Origin of the sequence: Pseudooceanicola marinus (genome assembly GCF_020177265.1) — a bacterium.
Taxonomy (GTDB): domain Bacteria; phylum Pseudomonadota; class Alphaproteobacteria; order Rhodobacterales; family Rhodobacteraceae; genus Pseudooceanicola; species Pseudooceanicola marinus_A.
The window spans coordinates 361,089-380,176 of record NZ_JAIVMC010000003.1; the positions used below are offsets into that span (position 1 = coordinate 361,089).

Genomic DNA, 19,088 nt, shown 5'->3' on the forward strand with positions numbered 1-19,088 from the left:
CCCATGTCTGACCTTCGCAAGATCATCATCGACGACCAGGAGATCGAGGTCGATCCGGCCCTGACGCTGCTGCAGGCCTGTGAACAGGCCGGGATCGAGGTGCCGCGCTTCTGCTACCACGAACGTCTGTCCATCGCCGGCAACTGCCGCATGTGCCTGGTCGAGGTTGTCGGCGGCCCGCCGAAGCCCGCCGCCTCCTGCGCGATGCAGGTCAAGGACATGCGCCCCGGCCCCGACGGCGCGCCGCCGGTCATCAAGACCACTTCGCCGATGGTGAAGAAGGCGCGCGAAGGCGTGATGGAATTCCTGCTGATCAACCACCCGCTGGATTGCCCGATCTGCGACCAGGGCGGTGAATGCGACCTGCAGGACCAGGCCATGGCCTATGGCGTCGACTTCTCCCGCTACCGCGAGGCGAAGCGCGCGACCGACGACCTGGACCTGGGCCCGCTGGTCGAAACCCACATGACCCGCTGCATCTCCTGCACCCGTTGCGTGCGCTTCACGACCGAGGTCGCGGGTATCAGCCAGATGGGCCAGACCGGGCGCGGCGAAGATGCCGAGATCACCAGCTACCTGAACGAGACGCTGAACTCGAACCTGCAGGGCAACATCATCGACCTGTGCCCCGTGGGCGCGCTGGTGTCGAAACCCTACAGCTTCACCGCCCGCCCCTGGGAACTGACCAAGACCGAGAGCATCGACGTGATGGATGCGCTCGGGTCCAGCATCCGCGTGGACACCAAGGGCCGCGAAGTCATGCGCTTCCTGCCGCGCAACCATGACGGCGTGAACGAGGAATGGATTTCCGACAAGACGCGCTTCGTCTGGGACGGCCTGCGCCGTCAGCGTCTCGACCGGCCCTACGTGCGCGTCGACGGCAAGCTGAAGCCTGCCACCTGGCCCGAGGCGCTGGCCGCTGCGGCGAGTGCGATGAAGGGCAAGAAGGTCATGGGCCTGGTCGGTGACCTGGCCTCCACCGAGGCGGCCTTCGCCCTGAAGGAACTGGTGACCAGCCTGGGTGGCGAGGTGGAATGCCGCGTCGATGACGCCAAGCTGCCCGCCGGCAACCGCTCGGCCTATGTCGGCACGGCCAAGATCGAGGATCTGGACCACGCCAAGAACGTGTTCCTCGTCGGCACCAACCCCGCCGTCGAGGCGCCGGTGCTGAACGCCCGGATCCGCAAGGCCTGGCTTAAGGGCGCGACCGTGACGATGATCGGCGAAGATGCCGACCTGACCTACGATCACGTCCATGCCGGTGACGGCCGCGCCGCCCTGACCGATGCCGCCAAGGATGTGTCGGACGAGGTGAAGGACGCACCGTCGGTCGTCGTCGTGGGGCAGGGCGCTCTGACCGCCGAGGATGGCGCCGACGTTCTGGCCGCCGCCCAGGCACTGGCCGAGGCCACCGGCTCGAAATTCATGGTCTTGCACACCGCCGCCTCGCGCGTCGGTGCGATGGACCTGGGCGCCGTCTCGGAAGGGGGCATCGCCTATGCCGCTTCCGCCGAGGTGGTCTACAACCTTGGCGCCGACGAGATCGAGATCCCCGAGGGACCCTTCGTGATCTACCAGGGCAGCCATGGCGACCGTGGCGCACACCGCGCCGACGTGATCCTGCCGGGCGCGGCCTACACCGAGGAAAACGGCCTGTTCGTGAACACCGAAGGTCGTCCCCAGCTGGCGATGCGCGCGGGCTTCGCCCCCGGCGACGCCAAGGAAAACTGGGCGATCCTGCGGGCCCTGTCCGCCGAGCTGGACGCAACGCTGCCCTTCGACAGCCTTGCGCAGCTGCGCCAGAAGCTGGTCGCGGCAGTGCCGCACCTGGCCAAGATCGACCAGGTGCCGGAAAACGACTGGACCCCGGTCAGCGGCAAGGCCCTGGGCAGCGCGCCCTTCGGCTCGCCCATCCGCGACTTCTACCTGACCAACCCGATCGCCCGTGCGTCGGAAGTCATGGCGGAACTGTCGAAGATGGCCGCGGACCGCGCCGCTGCGCCGATGGCGGCCGAATGAAAGTTTCCGCGATCATAGGTTCCGGGGCCCTTGCGGTCCTCAGCGGGTGCGGCACGCCCTGCGCCGGTCCGGAGGGCAGCTGCACGTCGCAGCCCGCCACCCGTGCCGCGCAGATGCCTGCCGCCGCGCTGGCCTATGACGGGATTGAGACCCGCCTTCTGGATGGGGACCTGGTGAATTTCCATGTCTCCATGCGGGGGGCGCGCGGGCCCGAGGATGTCTCGGACTACGCGGAATGTGCGGCGGCGCAGTATGCGCTGATCCGCGGCTACGGATTTGCAAGACATCTGCGCACAAATGTCGCCGAGGTCTCTGGTCACTGGGAAGCAGATGCGGTTTATACCGTCTCGGCAGCCCTGCCCGAGGGTTTGCGCACGATCGATGCGGAAGTTGTCGCTGCGCATTGCGCGGAAAACGGAATACCGACGGTGTGAGGACACATGGCTGAGTTTTTCACCTCTAACCCGCTAGGCATCCTACTGACGATTGTTGGACAGGTGCTTTTGATCGTGGTGCCCCTGCTGGTGTGCCTCGCCTTTCTGCTTTATGCGGATCGCAAGGTCTGGGCTGCGGTCCAGCTGCGTCGCGGACCCAACGTGGTCGGCGTCTTCGGTCTGCTGCAGAGCTTCGCCGACTTCGGCAAGTATATCCTGAAGGAAGTCGTGGTGCCGGCGGGCGCCGACAAGTTCGTCTTCTTCCTGGCGCCCTTGATGAGCTTTGTCCTGGCGATGGTTGCCTGGGCGGTCATCCCCTTCAACGATGGCTGGGTCCTGTCGGACATCAACGTGGCCATCCTCTATGTCTTCGCGGTCTCCTCGCTTGAGGTCTACGGCGTGATCATGGGGGGCTGGGCGTCCAACTCGAAATATCCCTTCCTGGGGTCGCTGCGCTCTGCCGCGCAGATGATCTCCTACGAGGTGTCGCTGGGTCTGATCATCATCGGCATCGTCATCTCGACCGGGTCGATGAACTTCGGTGACATCGTGGCGGCGCAGGATACGGGCTACGGCATCTTCAGCTGGTACTGGCTGCCGCACTTCCCGATGCTCTTCCTCTTCCTGATCTCGGCCCACGCCGAGACCAACCGCCCGCCCTTCGACCTTCCGGAAGCGGAATCGGAACTGGTGGCCGGCTACCAGGTGGAATACAGCTCGACCCCGTTCCTGCTGTTCATGATCGGTGAATACGTGGCCATCGTGTTGATGTGCGCCCTGACCACCACGCTGTTCCTCGGCGGCTGGCTGTCCCCGATCCCGGGTCTGCCCGATGGCTTCCTGTGGTTCTTCGGCAAATGCGTCCTGGTCTTCTTCATCTTCGCGATGACCAAGTCCGTGGTGCCGCGCTACCGCTACGACCAGCTGATGCGCATCGGTTGGAAGGTCTTCCTGCCGCTGTCGCTGGGCTGGGTCGTTCTGGTGGCATTCCTTGCGAAATTCGAAGTCCTTGGCGGTGCATGGGCCCGCTGGACGATTGGAGGCTGACAATGGCGAACGTCGATTATACCCGCGCCGCCAAGTACTTCCTGCTGATGGACATCTTCAAAGGCTTCAAGATGGGCCTGAAGTACTTCTTCAAGCCGAAGCCCACGGTGAACTACCCGCACGAAAAGGGGCCGCTGTCGCCTCGCTTCCGCGGTGAACATGCGCTGCGTCGCTACCCCAACGGGGAAGAGCGCTGCATCGCCTGCAAGCTGTGCGAGGCGATCTGCCCCGCGCAGGCCATCACCATCGACGCCGAACCGCGTGAAGACGGCTCCCGCCGGACCACGCGCTACGACATCGACATGACGAAATGCATCTACTGCGGCTTCTGCCAGGAAGCCTGCCCGGTGGATGCCATCGTCGAGGGCCCGAATTTCGAGTTCGCGACCGAAACCCGGGAGGAGCTGTTCTACGACAAGGACAAGCTTCTGGATAACGGCGCCCGCTGGGAAGCCGAGATCGCCCGCAACCTGGAGCTGGATGCGCCGTACCGATGATCTGTTCCAGGGGACATACGACAGGGAAGGGGGGCGCCCGTGGCTGACTCCCAGAACCCGTTCGAGATGTTCATCCGGCATGCCCAGGACATGGCGAAGTCCATGAACCCGGCGCTGGAGAGCTTCACCCCCAAGGGGTTCGAGGCGCTCTGGCCTACGATGCCCAAGGAATGGATGGAGTTCGCCTTCGGCAACACCGTCAACAAGGATGGGCTGGACGCCAAGACCCGCCTGTTCCTGACCCTCGCGGGTCTGACCATGCAGGGCGCACAGGCCGAGAGCCAGCTGCGCGTCACCGTGCGCCACCTTCTGGAGGCGGGCGCGAAGAAACAAGAAATCGCCGAGGCCATCGCACAGATGTCGATGTTCGCCGGTATTCCCGCCATGACCAAGGCCGCCCAACTGGCGAAAGAGGTCATGGACGAGCAAGAGGATGATGAGACATGACTGTCGCCGCCTTCTCCTTTTACCTTTTCGCGCTCTGCGTGCTGGCCGGTGGCCTGTTCACGGTGATCTCGCGAAACCCGGTGCATTCGGTGCTGTGGCTGATCCTGTCGTTCCTCAGCGCGGCGGGGCTCTTCGTCCTGCTGGGCGCCGAGTTCGTCGCGATGCTGCTGGTCATCGTCTACGTGGGGGCGGTCGCCGTGCTGTTCCTCTTCGTGGTGATGATGCTGGATGTCGACTTCGCCGAGCTTAAGGCGGAAATGGCCAAGTACATGCCGCTGGCGCTGCTGATTGGTGTGATCCTGCTGATGCAGTTCGGCCTGGCCTTCGGGTCCTGGACCGAGGCGGAAACGGCAGAGGCCGCGCGCCTGGCCGTTGCGCCCACGGATGTGCAGAACACCGCGGCCCTGGGCCTGCTGATCTACGAACAGTACTTCCTGGTCTTCCAGCTGGCGGGCATGGTCCTGCTGGTCGCGATGATCGGGGCCATCGTGCTGACCCTGCGCCACCGCCCGGACGTCAAGCGCCAGAACGTGCTGCACCAGATGTGGCGCGACCCGGCCAAGGCGATGGAACTGAAAGATGTGAAACCGGGGCAGGGGCTCTGAGCCTCTGACCGGTGTCAGATTGGCCCCGGGTGCGCCCGGGGCGAAATAAACCCGGAGCGGGCCGAGGCCGGCTTCAAAGAAATTGAAAAGCGACCCCGGACCGATCCGGGGGAGGGAAACGGGACAGCGATGAGCATTGCCAGCTGGATAGCCATCATTTTCGCGGGCGTCTTCCTGCCCGTCACCGTTGGCCTCGCCAAGCGCTGCAAGGCGGGACCGAAAGCAGAAGGAGACCGCGGATGATCGGAATCGAACATTACCTCACGGTGGCGGCGGCGCTGTTCGTCATCGGGATCTTCGGGATCTTCCTGAACCGGAAGAACGTGATCATCCTGCTGATGAGCATCGAACTGATCCTGCTGTCGGTGAACATCAACCTGGTGGCCTTCTCCAGCTTCCTCGGGGATCTCGCCGGCCAGGTCTTCACCCTCTTCGTCCTGACGGTGGCCGCAGCGGAGGCGGCGATCGGGCTTGCCATTCTCGTCTGCTTCTTCCGCAACCGCGGCACCATCGCCGTGGAAGACGTCAACGTGATGAAAGGCTGAGCCCATGGTCCCCATCATTCTTCTCGCGCCGCTTGTCAGCGCCATCATCGCCGGCTTCGGCTGGCGGCTGATCGGTGTGAAGGGCGCGCAGATCCTCACGACCGGCGTTCTGTTCCTGATCTGCCTGCTCAGCTGGATCACCTTCTTCACCACCCCCGATGAGGCGCAGCACATCGAACTGCTGCGCTGGATCGAAAGCGGCTCGCTCTCGACCTCCTGGGGCATTCGCCTGGACCGGCTGACCTCGATCATGCTGATCGTGGTGACCACCGTCTCGGCGCTCGTGCACCTCTACAGCTTCGGCTACATGGCGCATGACGAGAACTTCAAGGAGGGCGAGGAATATCGTCCCCGCTTCTTCGCCTACCTGTCCTTCTTCACCTTCGCGATGCTGTCGCTGGTGACCTCGGACAACCTGGTGCAGATGTTCTTCGGCTGGGAAGGCGTGGGCGTCGCCTCCTACCTTCTGATCGGCTTCTACTACAAGAAACCGTCGGCGGGCGCGGCGGCCATGAAGGCCTTCGTGGTGAACCGGGTCGGTGACTTCGGCTTCCTGCTGGGCATCATGGGCCTGTTCTTCCTGACCGACAGCATCTCGCTGGACGTGATCTTTGCCTCGGGCGCGACCCTGGGCGAGACGACGCTGCACTTCCTGTGGCGCGACTGGAACGCGGCCAACCTGATCGCCTTCCTGCTGTTCATCGGTGCGGCGGGTAAATCGGCACAGCTGTTCCTGCACACCTGGCTGCCGGACGCGATGGAAGGCCCGACGCCCGTGTCGGCGCTGATCCACGCGGCGACCATGGTCACCGCGGGTGTGTTCATGATCTGCCGCATGTCGCCGATCATGGAATACGCGCCCGAAACCATGGCCTTCATCACCTTCATCGGCGCGACCACGGCCTTCTTCGCCGCGACCGTCGGCCTGGTGCAGAACGACATCAAGCGCGTCATCGCCTATTCGACCTGTTCCCAGCTGGGCTACATGTTCGTGGCGGCCGGCGTCGGCGTCTATTCCGCCGCGATGTTCCACCTGCTGACCCACGCCTTCTTCAAGGCGATGCTGTTCCTCGGCGCCGGTTCGGTCATCCACGCGATGCACCATGAGCAGGACATGCGGAACTACGGCAACCTGCGGAAGAAGATCCCCTATACCTTCGCCGCGATGATGATCGGCACCCTGGCCATCACCGGCGTCGGCATCCCGCTGACCCACATCGGCTTCGCCGGGTTCCTGTCGAAGGATGCCATCATCGAGAGCGCCTACGCAGGCACCCAGGGCGGTTATGCCTTCTGGATGCTGGTGATCGCCGCGCTGTTCACCTCCTTCTACTCCTGGCGCCTGATCTTCATGACCTTCTACGGTCCCGCGAAGGGGGACAAGCACACGCACGACCATGCGCATGAAAGCCCGATGGTCATGCTGATCCCGCTGGGCGTGCTGTCCCTGGGCGCGATCTTCTCGGGCATGCTGTGGTACGGCCAGTTCTTCGGCGACCATGACAAGGTCAACAGCTTCTTCGGGATCCCGCATCACGTCGAAGCCGCGGCCGAAGGCCACGGCGCAGAAGGCGAGGGCGCGGCCCTGACGACCGAGGCGCAGGCCACCGAGGAAGCCGCGGACGACCACGGCACCGCGGCGGCAGACGCCGGTCACGCCGTGGCCATGGGCGAGGCGCCGCAGGGCGCGATCTACATCTCGGCCGACAACCATGTCATGGACGAGGCGCACCATGCCCCCACCTGGGTCAAGGTCAGCCCCTTCATCGCCATGCTGATCGGTTTCGTCACCGCCTGGGTCATGTACATCAAGCAGCCCGGCCTGCCGGCCCGCGTGGCCGAGGTGAACCGCCCGCTGTACCTGTTCCTGCTGAACAAGTGGTACTTCGACGAAATCTACAACTTCATCTTCGTGCGGCCCGCGGCGTGGCTTGGCCGACTGTTCTGGAAAGGCGGTGACGGCAAGATCGTCGACGGTGGCATCAACGGGCTGGCCATGGGGATCATTCCCTTCTTCACCCGCCTCGCTGGTCGCGCGCAGTCCGGCTACATCTTCACCTACGCCTTTGCGATGGTCATCGGCATCGCGGTCTTCGTAACCTGGATGACGCTCACCGGAGGGGCGGAATAATGAGCAATCTTCTCTCCATCGTCACATTCATGCCCGCGATCGCCGCGGTGATCCTGGGCGTGTTCCTCCGGGGCGAGGACAAGGCGGCACAGCGCAACGCGAAGTGGGTGGCGCTGATCGCCACTACGCTGACCTTCCTGGTGTCGCTGTTCATCCTGGCGGGCTTCGACCCGGCGGATACCGGTATGCAGTTCGTCGAGGAACGCGACTGGCTCCTGGGTCTGCAATACAAGATGGGCGTCGACGGGATCTCGGTCCTCTTCGTCCTGCTGACCACCTTCATCATGCCGCTGACCATCTGGTCCTCCTGGGAGGTGAAAACCCGGGTGAAGGAATACATGATGGCCTTCCTGCTCCTGGAGACCCTGATGCTGGGTGTCTTCATGGCGCTGGACCTGGTGCTGTTCTACCTCTTCTTCGAGGCCTCGCTGATCCCGATGTTCCTGATCATCGGCATCTGGGGCGGCAAGAACCGCATCTACGCCTCGTTCAAGTTCTTCCTCTACACCTTCCTCGGTTCGGTCCTGATGCTGGTCGCGATGGTGGCGATGTTCGCCGACGCGGGCACCACCGACATCCCGACGCTGATGACGCATGAGTTCAGCTCTTCGCCCGTCACCGTTCTGGGCATGACCATCACCGGCGGCATGCAGACGCTGCTGTTCGTGGCCTTCTTCGCCTCCTTCGCGGTGAAGATGCCGATGTGGCCGGTGCACACCTGGCTGCCCGATGCCCACGTTCAGGCGCCGACCGCCGGGTCGGTCATCCTGGCCGCAATCCTGCTGAAGATGGGCGGCTACGGCTTCCTGCGCTTCAGCCTGCCGATGTTCCCGGTGGGGGCCGACGTGATGTCGACCTTCATCCTGGCGATCTCGGCCATCGCGATCGTCTACACCTCGCTGGTGGCGCTGGTGCAGGAAGACATGAAGAAGCTGATCGCCTATTCCTCGGTCGCCCACATGGGCTACGTGACCATGGGCATCTTCTCCGCCAATCAGCAGGGCCTCGACGGCGCCATCTTCCAGATGCTGTCCCACGGCTTCATCTCGGGCGCGCTGTTCCTCTGCGTCGGCGTGATCTACGACCGGATGCACACCCGCGAAATCGACGCCTACGGCGGCCTGGTGAACCGGATGCCGGCCTATGCGATGATCTTCATGTTCTTCACCATGGCCAACGTCGGCCTGCCGGGCACCTCCGGTTTCATCGGGGAATTCCTGACCCTGGTCGGCGTCTTCCAGGTGAATACCTGGATCGCCCTGATCGCGGCCTCCGGCGTGATCCTGTCCGCCTCCTACGCGCTGTTCCTCTACCGTCGGGTCGTCATGGGCGACCTGATCAAGGAAAGCCTGCGGTCGATCACCGACATGAAGGCCCGCGAGAAGTGGATCTTCGCGCCGCTGGTCGCCATGACCCTTCTGCTGGGGGTCTACCCCAGCCTCGTGATGGACATCATCGGCCCGTCGGTCGGGGTGCTCGTCGACAACCATGAAACCGCGCTGGCCGCTGCGGATCGCCTTGGCGATACCGGCGCCACCGTGGCCGCATCGCACTGAACCGGAGGCCAAGAGACAATGCTTCAGGCTGATCTGAATGTCATCCTGCCGGAAATCGTTCTGGCAATTTACGCGATGCTCGCGCTGGTCGGTGCGGTCTACACCGGCAAGGACAAGCTGACGGCGCCCCTGACCTGGGTCACCGCCGCCGTCTTCGTCCTGCTGGGTCTGTGGATCGCCGGTCGCGACGTGGCGGACCTGGCCTTCGGCGGGTCCTTCCACGCCGACGGCTTCGCCAAGTTCGCCAAGGTGGCGGTGCTCTTCTCCGCCGCGGCCGTCCTGGTGATGGGGCAGGACTACCTGGCCCGTCGCAAGGTGACCAACTTCGAATACCCCGTGCTGGTGGCCCTGTCGGTCCTCGGCATGATGGTGATGGTCTCCGCCGGGGATCTGATCGTGCTCTACATGGGCCTCGAACTGATGTCGCTGGCCCTCTACGTCGTGGCGTCGATGCGCCGTGACAGCATCAAGTCGACGGAATCCGGCCTGAAGTACTTCGTGCTGGGCTCGCTGTCCTCGGGCATGCTGCTTTACGGGGCCTCGCTGGTCTATGGCTTCTCGGGCACCACGCTGTTCTCGGGCATTATCCAGGCCGCCGAAGACGGCCGCGCGCCCCTGGGCCTGCTGTTCGGTGTCGTCTTCATGATCGCCGGCATGTCCTTCAAGGTCTCGGCCGTGCCGTTCCACATGTGGACGCCGGACGTCTATGAAGGCGCGCCCACGCCGATCACCGCCTTCTTCGCCACCGCGCCGAAGGTCGCCGCCATGGCGCTGTTCGCCCGCGTGACGCATTCCGCCTTCGGCGGCATCGTTGCCGACTGGCAGCAGATCATCGCGCTGATCGCCGTGCTGTCGATGTTCCTCGGCTCCATCGCCGCCATCGGCCAGACCAACATCAAGCGCCTGATGGCCTATTCCTCGATCACCCACATGGGCTTTGCCCTGATGGGCCTGGCCGCAGGCACCGCCTTCGGCGTGCAGGCGATGCTGATCTACATGGCCATCTACGTGGTGATGAACATCGGCGTCTTCGCCTTCATCCTGACCATGGAACGCGACGGCCAGCCGGTCACCGATATCTCCTCGCTGAAGATGTATTCGACCGCCTACCCGGGCCGGGCGCTGGCGCTGCTGATCCTGATGTTCTCGCTGGCAGGTGTGCCGCCGCTGGTCGGCTTCTTCGGGAAGTTCTACGTGCTGCGCGCCGCCTATGACGCCGGCCTGATCTGGCTGGCCGTGCTGGGCGTCGTCGCCTCGGTCATCGGCGCCTTCTACTACCTGCGCATCGTCTACTTCATGTACTTCGGTGAGGCTGAGGAGCCGCTGGACAAGCCGAAGGGCGCGATCCTCTGGGGCTTCCTCATGGCCTCCGCCGCGATCATGCTGCTTGGCGTGGTGAACCTCTTCGGGATCGAGGGCATGGCCCAGGCCGCCTCGCTCGCCCTGGTGAACTGAGCCTGACGTGACGGCCCTGGACAGCTGGCCATCCGGTATCGACCGGGTGGTCCTGGCAGAGACCACATCGACTTTGGACGAGGCCAGAACCCGCTTTTCCGCGGGTCTGGCCTCTCCGCTTTGGATCCTGGCGCTGAACCAGACCGCCGCGCGCGGTCGGCGCGGGCGGCCATGGGTTCACCCTAGGGGCAATTTCGCGGCCTCCCTGGTGCTGCCGCTGCAGGCTGGCCCGCAGGAGATGGCCCTGCGCAGCTTCACCACATCCTTGGCCCTGCATGACGCGCTGGTCGCCCTGACCGGCCGGGCCGAGGCCTTCGCGCTGAAGTGGCCCAACGACGTGCTGCTGCACGGGGGCAAGCTGGCGGGGATCCTGCTGGAGACGCTGAGCCGGGGCAATCGCCCGGCGGCACTGAACATCGGCATCGGCATCAACCTGGCCCAGGCCCCGGAGGCGGGGGAGGTCGAGGCACGCGCGCTGCGGCCCGTATCGCTGTCGGGGGAACTGGGCGTCGCCGTCCCGCCCGAGGACATGCTGAACGCCCTGGCGCCCGCCCATGCCCATTGGGAAGCGGTGCTGACCACCCGCGGCTTCGCGCCGGTGCGCGACGCCTGGCTGGCCCGCGCCGCGCGCCTGGGCGAAGAGGTGACGGCACGTTTCGGCACACATGAGCTGACGGGCATATTCGAAACGGTGGACGCGCAGGGGCAACTTGTGCTTTCCACCGGCGGCAAGCGCCATGCGGTGGCGGCGGCGGATATCCACTTCGGAACCGACAGCCCCGCCTGAGGGGGAGGGAACCCATGCTTCTGGCAATCGACTGCGGCAACACCAACACCGTGTTCTCCATCTGGGATGGCGAGCGGTTCCTGTGCACGCTGCGCACCTCGACCGAACATCAGCGGACGGCGGATCAGTATTACGTCTGGCTGTCCACGCTGCTGGCGCACCACAAGATCCCGATGGACATCAACGCGGTCATCATCTCCTCGACCGTGCCGCGCGTTGTCTTCAACCTGCGGGTCCTGGCGGATCGCTATTTCAACTGTCGCCCGCTGGTGGTGGGCAAGCCCGAGTGCGGCCTGCCGGTGGAGCCGCGGGTGGACGAGGGCACCCAGGTCGGCCCGGACCGGCTGGTGAACGCCGCCGGCGCCTATGACCGCTACGGCGGCGACCTGATCGTCGTCGATTTCGGCACCGCCACCACCTTCGACGTGGTGGGGCAGGACGGCGCCTACGTGGGCGGTGTCATCGCGCCCGGCGTCAACCTGTCGCTTCAGGCCCTGCACGAGGCCGCCGCCGCGCTGCCCCATGTGGACGTCACCAAGCCGCAGAAGGTGATCGGCACCAACACCGTCGCCTGCATGCAAAGCGGGGTCTTCTGGGGCTATGTCGGCCTCGTCCGGGGCATCTGTGACCAGATCAAGGGCGAATATGAACGGCCCATGACGATTATCTCGACCGGGGGGCTTGCACCCCTGTTCCAGCAGGGCGATACGCTGTTCGACCATTTCGATGAGTTCCTGACCATCCACGGCCTCAGGATCATCCACGACCACAACCAGTCATTGGGGACCGCATGAGCAACGAACGGCTGATCTACCTGCCTCTGGGCGGCGCCGGCGAAATCGGCATGAACGCCTACGTCTACGGCTATGGCGAACCCGGGCAGGAGCGGCTGATCCTGGTCGACATGGGCGTGGCCTTCCCGGATATGGACACCACTCCGGGGGTCGACATCATCTTTGCCGATATCTCCTGGCTGGAACAGAACCGCGACCGGCTGGAGGCGGTGTTCATCACCCACGCACATGAGGACCACGTCGGTGCCGTCGGCCACCTGTACGACCGTCTCGGCCAGCCGAAGATCTACGCCCGTGCCTTCACCGCCAACATCGCTCGTGGCAAGCTGGCGGAATACGGCGTGGCGGACGATGCGGTGACCACCGCCTCCGCCTGGCCGGAACAGATCAAGGTGGGGCCGTTCAAGATCGGTTTCCTGCCGATCTCCCACTCCATCCCCGAAAGCTCGGGCCTGGTGATCGACACCAACGAGGGCCGCGTGCTGCACACCGGCGATTTCAAGCTGGACCGCAACCCGCTGGTCGGCGAGGCTTGGGATCCGGATCTCTGGGCCGACGTGGCCAAGGGCGGCGTCAAGGCGCTGGTCTGCGACAGCACCAATGTCTTCAGCCCGAACCCCGGCCGGTCCGAGGCCGAGGTGGGCCCCGAGGTCGAGAAGCTGATCGCCGAAGCCAAGTACATGGTTGTCGCCACGACCTTTGCCTCCAACGTCGCCCGCGTTCGCACCCTGGCCGAGGCCGCAGAACGCGCAGGCCGGTCGATCTGCCTGATGGGCCGCGCGATGCGTCGCATGGTCGAGGCGGGTCTGGAAACCGGCGTGTTGTCCAGCTTCCCCACCGTGGTCAGCCCGGAAGAGGCCCGCGACATCCCGCGCGAGAACCTGATGCTGCTGGTCACCGGCAGCCAGGGCGAACGCCGGGCAGCCTCCGCCCAGCTGGCGCGCGGCAAGCATCACGGCATGACCCTGAAGGAAGGGGATCTGTTCCTCTTCTCCTCGAAGACCATTCCGGGCAACGAGAAGGGCGTCATCGCCATCATGAACCAGCTGAGCGAGCTGGGCGTGGATGTGGTCGACGACAGCTCGGGCCGTTACCACGTGTCCGGTCATGCCAACCGTCCGGACCTGGAAACCATGCACCGCGTGACGGATCCCCAGATGGTGATCCCGATGCACGGCGAACATCGCCACCTGCGCGAACACGCCAAGATCGCCATGGCCGCCGGCCGGGGCGCCGAGGTCTGTGTGAACGGCATGATGCTGGACCTGTCGGGCAATGCCCCCAAGGTGGTCGAGCATATCGAGACCGGGCGCACCTACCTCGATGGGTCGGTGCAGATCGGCTACCTGGACGGGATTGTGCGCGACCGGATCCGCATGGCCCTGAACGGCCATGTCACCGTGACCGCCGTGCTGGATGAACAGGACGAACCCCTGGGCGATCCCTGGTGCGACCTGATGGGCCTGCCGGAAACCGGCAAGTCGAAATCGCCGCTGTCGGACATCCTGGAACATGACCTTAGCCAGTTCCTGGGCCGGGCCGATGCCAAGACCCTGCGCGATGACGACAAGCTGGAAGAGGCCCTGCGTCGCATCGTGCGCAACTCCGCCAATGACGAGATCGGCAAGAAGCCCGAGGTCACGGTTGTGGTGTCGCGCCTGACCGCCTGATCAGCGCCCCGCGGGCGGCCTGTGCTGCCGCCTGCGCCGCTCCCTCACGCCCGTGTCCACGGGCGGTGACGCGGGCGAAATCGAGGTCATCGCCCGCCGTGACCAGTGGCGGGTCGCCCGCATGGGCCTCCTCCAGTTCCGCCAGCAGGTTCAGAAGCCCCGGCGCCCGATGTGCGACGGGGGCGAATTCCAGCCCCATGCGGCGGTCCGAGGACCAGCGCGGGCTGGCGCGGAAATGCCCCACATCCTCCAGTCGGAACAGCATGCGGCCCGGGGTGCCAGTCGAGGCGCCGTAGTTGGCGACATGCATCGGCAGGCAGATCCCCGCGCCCCCCAGAGAGATGTCCACCAGCATGGCGGAGATCGTCAGATCCCCCAGGGTCAGCGAGCAGGGGCGCCGCAGCGGATAGCGCGGAAAGCGCCGCCGGTTCTGCTGGTTCTGCGGCGGTAGAACGATGCTCATGCGCGTGGCCCTTTCCCGTGATGCCCTTCGGCCTGCCACAGCATCGGGAGGAGGGGTTACCTTTCCCTGAAGACCTGCCGCCGGAGTGAGGCGAATTCACCGGATCGCAGACGGGGCAGGGGTCACGAAAAAGGCCGCCCGAAGGCGGCCTTGTCGATAACGATGGAGGGGGGCGCCTCAGCTGGCGCGACGCTCGTCAAAGGACAGAGCGATGAAGCTGGGCAGGTGGTCACCCATGCCGACCACGGCCTTGTCGTTGCCACGGCCCTTGCCGCCGCGCGAGGACGACCCGCGCGACCGGTCGGAACCGCCGCCGCGGTTGTCCTGACGATCGTTGCGCTCGGCCTTCGGCTCATTGCGGGGCTGCTCGGCGGCCTCTGCCTTGGCGGGGGCCGCGGGGGCCTTGTCCTCGGCCTTGGGCGCCTCTGCAGCGGCCTCGGTCACGGCGTCGGGGGCGGGGGTCTGCTCTTCCTTGGGCTTGCGCGAGCGCGAACGGGTGCGCGACCGGCTGGGCTTGCCCTCGGGCTTGGCGTCCTTCGCCTCTTCACCGGCGGCCTCGGGAGCCTCCGCCTTCGGGGCGGATTTCACGCCCGGCAGTTCTAGGCGCGGGATCTCGCGCTCCACCAGCTTCTCGATGTCGGCCAGGTTCTTCTCGTCGCGGGGCACGCAGATCATCACCGCCTTGCCCTTGCGCCCGGCGCGGCCCGTGCGGCCGATGCGGTGCACGTAGTCCTCGGAGTGGGACGGCACGTCGAAGTTGAACACGTGGGAGACCGAAGGCACGTCGAGACCGCGCGCGGCCACGTCGGAGGCCACCAGGATCTTCAGCGAGCCGTCGCGGAAGCCGTCCAGCGTCTTGGTGCGGTGCGACTGGTCCAGGTCGCCGTGGATCGGCGCGGCGTCATAGCCGTATTTCTTCAGCGACTTGGCGGTGACATCGACATCGGTCTTGCGGTTGCAGAACACGATGGCGTTGGTCAGGGCCTCGCCTTCCATGTCGATCAGCTGACGCAGGATGCGGCGCTTTTCGCTGCCTTCGCGGTCCTTGCGGCTGGGTTTGTACATCACCACCGATTGCTCGATGTTCTCGCCGGTCGTGGCCTGGCGGGCAACCTCGATCCGCTCAGGCGCAGAGAGGAAGGTGTTGGTGATGCGCTCGATCTCCGGCGCCATGGTGGCGGAGAAGAACAGGGTCTGCCGGGTGAAGGGCGTCAGCGAGAAGATGCGTTCGATGTCGGGGATGAAGCCCATGTCGAGCATCCGGTCGGCTTCGTCCACCACCATCACCTCGACGCCGGTCAGCAGCAGCTTGCCGCGCTCGAAATGGTCCAGCAGGCGGCCGGGGGTGGCGATCAGCACGTCGACGCCACGGTCGATCAGCGCGTCCTGCTCCTTGAAGGACACGCCGCCGATCAGCAGGGCCTTCGTCAGCTTCATGTACTTGGTGTAGGTGTCGAAGTTCTCGGCCACCTGGGCGGCCAGTTCCCGGGTGGGGCAGAGCACCAGCGAACGCGGCATGCGGGCGCGCGCGCGGCCCTTGGCCAGGCGGGTGATCATCGGCAGGGTGAAGGAGGCGGTCTTGCCGGTCCCGGTCTGCGCGATGCCCAGCACGTCCTTGCCCTTCAGCGCATGGGGAATCGCCCCGGCCTGGATGGGCGTCGGGGTTTCATACCCGGCGTCGGCGATGGCTTTGAGGACCTTCGGGTCCAGGTCGAGGTCAGAAAACTTGGTCATTTGTATCCGATCTATACGGACACATCTTGGCCCGTAGCGTCTAACGTCGTGGGGCGATGTGCCCCCGCGCGCCTCACGGCATCGCGATTTACGTGCCGTCGCATACCTCAGACGGGCCAAAAGGTCAACGAGCGTGGGATCTTGTGGCGCCGTCTGACACGAAACAGAGGGTTTCGCGCTGCCTCAGGCGCCCACATCGGGAAAATGGCGGGCCCGCAGGGCGGCAAAGTCCGTTGTCACCTCGCGCAGCAGGCCCTCGGCAGCCAACCTATCGCGCAGGGCAGGGGTGTCGGCGCAGACCTCGTCGAAGAAGCGGCGCAGGCCGGTCTCCCCCTCGCTGTCCTCAAGGGTCGACAGCAAGCTGTGCAGGTTGACCGACCCCGCGTCGGCGCGGCGCGACGGCTTCAGCTCTGCCCGGTAGGCGCCGCGGTCCAGGCGGAAGCGGTAGTGGGACTGCCAGTCCGACCAGGATGTTGCGTGGAAATGCGCCACCGGAATCTCCGGCAGTTCCTGCTGGCCCGGGTCGGCCTCGCCCGCACTGAGGACGCGGTGGATTCGGAACCGGACATCGGGCAGCCCCTTGCGGACGAAGAGCTTCCCCGCGACATGCGACAGCATTCCGCCGTTCAGGTAGGCGCCGAACTCGGGGTAGACCCGTTCCGTTTCCGCATGGCGTTGTGCCAGGGCTAGGGAAAAGGCGCGCAGATGCACTGGCCCCTCCGCGTCAGGGCCCTCGGGGCGCGCCAGCACCTCCATCGGGCGCATGCGGGCCGAGAGGACCGCGGGCGGCAGGGCCGCCAGGATCTCGGTCACCGGCCGGTCGGGCAGCAGGAACTCGTCCACGTCGATATGCGCCAGCCAGTCGTGCCGGTTCTTGGCGTTGTAGCAATGGCTGGCGTTCAGGGTCTGGCGCATCTGGTGCTTGTCGGGGCAGCCGTTCCGCGCCACGCGCCGCCAGTAGCGGTCGTCGCATTGCACTGCGCGGATCTTCGGATGGGCCTTCAGGATCGGATAGACCGGGTCCTGCGGGTCATCCAGGTAGATGTGCAGCCGCGCCACGCCCAGCTCCAGGTGCCAGGCGGCGAAGGACAGCACCTCCTCGACCGGCGCCTTGGCGGTGGCGACGACGGCCCAGCTGTCGCTCATGCCGGTTGCTCCTCCGGCAGATGCCCGAAGACCCTGCGGCAGCAATCGTCCAGCTCCAGGTCGCGGGTCAGCAACATGCCGTATTGCCCCAGCCTCTCCCGCAGTTCGGGGGTATCCGCGCAGACCTCCTCGTAGAGCTGGTGCAGCCCGGTTTCCCCCTCGCTCTCGCGCAGGAATTCGACCACGTCGTAAAGGCTGAAACGGTCGTCCTTCTTGCGGTAGGACCCTTCGGTCAGGCGGAACTCCAGCTTGTCGCGGAATTCGTCCCAGGACCGGACATGGGCATGGCCCACGTAGCCGCCCAGCAGGATCGCGCGGTTCTGCACGTTGGCCCCGTTCAGGGTCAGGTGATGCACAGACAGGCGCACATCCTCCAGCCCGGTGCGCACGATGACCTTGCCGGTCACATGGCTGAGGAAGCCGCCCTTCAGGTGGCCGCCGAAGGTCGGATAGACGGCGGCCAGGGCGTATTTCTCATGCCCCGCGTCCCGATCGGTCAGCTTGAAGTGCCGCTCGGACCCGGCCAGCATCTCGGCGGGGCGGATCTGCAACGCGGCGATCTTGTCGGGCAGATGGGCCAGCACCCAGTTCATCGGCTGCGGCGGCATCAGGTATTCGTCAACGTCGATATGGGCGAGGAAATCCAGCGCGCTGGCGCGGTAGGCCAGGGTGGCATTGCGCAGCTGGCGCAGCTGGTGCGTTTCGGGACGGGGCCTGTCCTGCGCCTGCCAGTAGGCCTCGTCGCATTGGGTCACGCGCACCCGCGGCTCGTCCGCGAAGAACTGCGCCACGGCGGGGTCGGGCTGATCCAGGTAGAGGTCGATCTGCGCCGCGCCTTCCTCCAGGTGATAGGCGACGAAACGGGCGATCTGCGGCAGCGGCGCCTTCACCGTACTCACGATCCCCCAGCGGAGCTTCTTCGGGTCGTGTTCGATGCGCAGCCCGGCAGTGGAGGCCACGCGGCTGCGGTCCGTCACCTTCTTGATCTCGAACAGTTTCTTCGCCTCGCGCGCGGCCTTGGTCTGCCGCGCCTCGCGCATCAGCTTGAACCGGCGGAAGACGGTGCGGTCGTCCCCGTCCAAGAGCAACAGCAGGCGCTGCGCCAGGGGCCAGATCACCGCATCCTCCGAGGCGTCCTGCCACAGCCGGCCCAGCATGTTCACGTCCAGCCCGCCGGAATGGATCGCATAGGCGTCCATCTTCAGCGCCAGGCGGCGCGGGCGCTTGCGGATCTCGGTGAAAGCCTCCCAGGGCTCCATGCCGGAATGCAACCGCTCGGTTTCATACAGCTTGATGGTGGAGAAAAGCACGGTCAGCGCGTGACCGAGGCGCCGCTGCACCTCCGTCTCGCCATGGTCGGCAAAGGTGGTCACGGCCGAAATCAGCCAGCGCGCGTCCAGGTGTTCCAGCAGGAACTCCGGCTCTTCGCGCCACATGCGCAGGAACAGCGGCGCGGTCTGGGGGGGCTGATCCCGGCGCCGAAGGCTGGCGATCAGCAGCCCGTGCAGGGCCAGCAGCTCCGGCTCGCCCTCGAACTGGGCCGACAACTCGCGCAGCTTGTAGGCGAAGGTGCTGTCGGAAGAGCGGAAGGGCTCTTCGACCGGATGCACCAGCTGGGTCTTCAGCGGGGCGAAGTCCAGATCCTCGGGGGGCAGGGCCTCGCCAGGGCCGAAGGTCATGGGCGCGCGGCGCCCTTCCATCTGGGTGATAACGCGGCGAAAACCGCCGTATGTCGAGGAGCCGCTCATGGCGCGACAA

At 65.5% G+C, this 19,088-nt stretch carries 17 protein-coding genes; 13 read left to right on the forward strand and 4 right to left on the reverse strand.

The features are described 5' to 3' along the window. Positions 1–3 precede the first annotated feature (3 nt). The 13 genes from nuoG to LC066_RS06360 all read left to right on the forward strand — a co-directional run bounded on the left by nuoG (position 4) and on the right by LC066_RS06360 (position 13,987). The gene (gene nuoG / locus LC066_RS06300) at positions 4–2,019 is read left to right on the forward strand and encodes an NADH-quinone oxidoreductase subunit NuoG (protein WP_224897280.1); all 2,016 of its coding nucleotides are present in this window, start codon (positions 4–6) and stop codon (positions 2,017–2,019) included. Then, positions 2,016–2,453 (forward strand): hypothetical protein, encoded by a 438-nt coding sequence (locus tag LC066_RS06305; RefSeq protein WP_224897282.1) that lies wholly within the window; start codon positions 2,016–2,018, stop codon positions 2,451–2,453. Before nuoG ends, LC066_RS06305 begins: the two co-directional genes overlap by 4 nt. A 6-nt stretch (positions 2,454–2,459) precedes the next feature. Further along, positions 2,460–3,500, forward strand: coding sequence for an NADH-quinone oxidoreductase subunit NuoH (gene nuoH, locus LC066_RS06310; RefSeq protein ID WP_222476997.1), 1,041 nt, complete (start codon positions 2,460–2,462; stop codon positions 3,498–3,500). 2 nt (positions 3,501–3,502) lie between these two features. Next, positions 3,503–3,997 (forward strand): NADH-quinone oxidoreductase subunit NuoI, encoded by a 495-nt coding sequence (nuoI, locus tag LC066_RS06315; protein ID WP_222476999.1) that lies wholly within the window; start codon positions 3,503–3,505, stop codon positions 3,995–3,997. A gap of 39 nt (positions 3,998–4,036) precedes the next feature. After that, positions 4,037–4,444, forward strand: coding sequence for a carboxymuconolactone decarboxylase family protein (locus LC066_RS06320; RefSeq protein ID WP_085888409.1), 408 nt, complete (start codon positions 4,037–4,039; stop codon positions 4,442–4,444). Next, positions 4,441–5,049 carry an NADH-quinone oxidoreductase subunit J gene (locus tag LC066_RS06325; RefSeq protein ID WP_222477001.1) on the forward strand — a complete coding sequence of 203 codons (609 nt, stop codon included), beginning with the start codon at positions 4,441–4,443 and terminating at the stop codon, positions 5,047–5,049. The genes LC066_RS06320 and LC066_RS06325 overlap by 4 nt, the downstream gene beginning before the upstream one ends. A 239-nt stretch (positions 5,050–5,288) precedes the next feature. Next, positions 5,289–5,594, forward strand: coding sequence for an NADH-quinone oxidoreductase subunit NuoK (gene nuoK / locus LC066_RS06330; protein ID WP_010141392.1), 306 nt, complete (start codon positions 5,289–5,291; stop codon positions 5,592–5,594). A 4-nt stretch (positions 5,595–5,598) separates the two neighbouring features. Further along, positions 5,599–7,725, forward strand: coding sequence for an NADH-quinone oxidoreductase subunit L (nuoL, locus tag LC066_RS06335; protein ID WP_224897284.1), 2,127 nt, complete (start codon positions 5,599–5,601; stop codon positions 7,723–7,725). Beyond that, positions 7,725–9,281: an NADH-quinone oxidoreductase subunit M gene (locus LC066_RS06340; protein WP_224897286.1), complete on the forward strand. Its 1,557-nt coding sequence runs from the start codon at positions 7,725–7,727 to the stop codon at positions 9,279–9,281. The genes nuoL and LC066_RS06340 overlap by 1 nt, the downstream gene beginning before the upstream one ends. 18 nt (positions 9,282–9,299) lie before the next feature. Further along, on the forward strand, positions 9,300–10,736 hold the full coding sequence (gene nuoN / locus LC066_RS06345; RefSeq protein ID WP_224897288.1) for an NADH-quinone oxidoreductase subunit NuoN: 1,437 nt from the start codon (positions 9,300–9,302) through the stop codon (positions 10,734–10,736). A gap of 7 nt (positions 10,737–10,743) precedes the next feature. Beyond that, a complete protein-coding gene (locus tag LC066_RS06350; RefSeq protein ID WP_224897290.1) occupies positions 10,744–11,523 on the forward strand; it encodes a biotin--[acetyl-CoA-carboxylase] ligase in 780 nt (259 codons plus the stop codon). 14 nt (positions 11,524–11,537) lie between these two features. Beyond that, on the forward strand, positions 11,538–12,317 hold the full coding sequence (locus tag LC066_RS06355) for a type III pantothenate kinase (protein ID WP_222477007.1): 780 nt from the start codon (positions 11,538–11,540) through the stop codon (positions 12,315–12,317). Beyond that, positions 12,314–13,987, forward strand: coding sequence for a ribonuclease J (locus LC066_RS06360; RefSeq protein WP_224897292.1), 1,674 nt, complete (start codon positions 12,314–12,316; stop codon positions 13,985–13,987). The genes LC066_RS06355 and LC066_RS06360 overlap by 4 nt, the downstream gene beginning before the upstream one ends. Here the strand turns inward: LC066_RS06360 and LC066_RS06365 are convergent. From LC066_RS06365 to LC066_RS06380, 4 genes are all read right to left on the reverse strand, one after another. Then, the gene (locus LC066_RS06365) at positions 13,956–14,450 is read right to left on the reverse strand and encodes a PilZ domain-containing protein (RefSeq protein WP_224897294.1); all 495 of its coding nucleotides are present in this window, start codon (positions 14,448–14,450) and stop codon (positions 13,956–13,958) included. The two genes, LC066_RS06360 and LC066_RS06365, sit on opposite strands and share 32 nt — an antisense overlap. Before the next feature lie 177 nt (positions 14,451–14,627). Further along, complete coding sequence (locus LC066_RS06370; protein ID WP_224897296.1) at positions 14,628–16,184, reverse strand: DEAD/DEAH box helicase; 1,557 nt, start codon at positions 16,182–16,184, stop codon at positions 14,628–14,630. A gap of 183 nt (positions 16,185–16,367) precedes the next feature. Then, positions 16,368–17,330: a glycosyltransferase family 2 protein gene (locus LC066_RS06375; protein WP_224897298.1), complete on the reverse strand. Its 963-nt coding sequence runs from the start codon at positions 17,328–17,330 to the stop codon at positions 16,368–16,370. Then, a complete protein-coding gene (locus tag LC066_RS06380; protein WP_224897300.1) occupies positions 17,327–19,078 on the reverse strand; it encodes a glycosyltransferase family 2 protein in 1,752 nt (583 codons plus the stop codon). Before LC066_RS06380 ends, LC066_RS06375 begins: the two co-directional genes overlap by 4 nt. Positions 19,079–19,088: the final 10 nt, after the last annotated feature.

What these genes read in the sequence shown, in the direction of transcription:
- LC066_RS06365 (WP_224897294.1), bottom strand. Translation starts at nt 14,450, where the DNA reads ATGAGCATCGTTCTACCGCCGCAGAACCAGCAGAACCGGCGGCGCTTT.
- nuoK (WP_010141392.1), top strand. Translation starts at nt 5,289, where the DNA reads ATGATCGGAATCGAACATTACCTCACGGTGGCGGCGGCGCTGTTCGTC.
- LC066_RS06370 (WP_224897296.1), bottom strand. Translation starts at nt 16,184, where the DNA reads ATGACCAAGTTTTCTGACCTCGACCTGGACCCGAAGGTCCTCAAAGCC.
- LC066_RS06305 (WP_224897282.1), top strand. Translation starts at nt 2,016, where the DNA reads ATGAAAGTTTCCGCGATCATAGGTTCCGGGGCCCTTGCGGTCCTCAGC.
- nuoI (WP_222476999.1), top strand. Translation starts at nt 3,503, where the DNA reads ATGGCGAACGTCGATTATACCCGCGCCGCCAAGTACTTCCTGCTGATG.
- LC066_RS06375 (WP_224897298.1), bottom strand. Translation starts at nt 17,330, where the DNA reads ATGAGCGACAGCTGGGCCGTCGTCGCCACCGCCAAGGCGCCGGTCGAG.
- LC066_RS06340 (WP_224897286.1), top strand. Translation starts at nt 7,725, where the DNA reads ATGAGCAATCTTCTCTCCATCGTCACATTCATGCCCGCGATCGCCGCG.
- LC066_RS06360 (WP_224897292.1), top strand. Translation starts at nt 12,314, where the DNA reads ATGAGCAACGAACGGCTGATCTACCTGCCTCTGGGCGGCGCCGGCGAA.
- LC066_RS06325 (WP_222477001.1), top strand. Translation starts at nt 4,441, where the DNA reads ATGACTGTCGCCGCCTTCTCCTTTTACCTTTTCGCGCTCTGCGTGCTG.
- nuoG (WP_224897280.1), top strand. Translation starts at nt 4, where the DNA reads ATGTCTGACCTTCGCAAGATCATCATCGACGACCAGGAGATCGAGGTC.
- LC066_RS06380 (WP_224897300.1), bottom strand. Translation starts at nt 19,078, where the DNA reads ATGAGCGGCTCCTCGACATACGGCGGTTTTCGCCGCGTTATCACCCAG.
- LC066_RS06355 (WP_222477007.1), top strand. Translation starts at nt 11,538, where the DNA reads ATGCTTCTGGCAATCGACTGCGGCAACACCAACACCGTGTTCTCCATC.
- nuoH (WP_222476997.1), top strand. Translation starts at nt 2,460, where the DNA reads ATGGCTGAGTTTTTCACCTCTAACCCGCTAGGCATCCTACTGACGATT.
- nuoN (WP_224897288.1), top strand. Translation starts at nt 9,300, where the DNA reads ATGCTTCAGGCTGATCTGAATGTCATCCTGCCGGAAATCGTTCTGGCA.
- nuoL (WP_224897284.1), top strand. Translation starts at nt 5,599, where the DNA reads ATGGTCCCCATCATTCTTCTCGCGCCGCTTGTCAGCGCCATCATCGCC.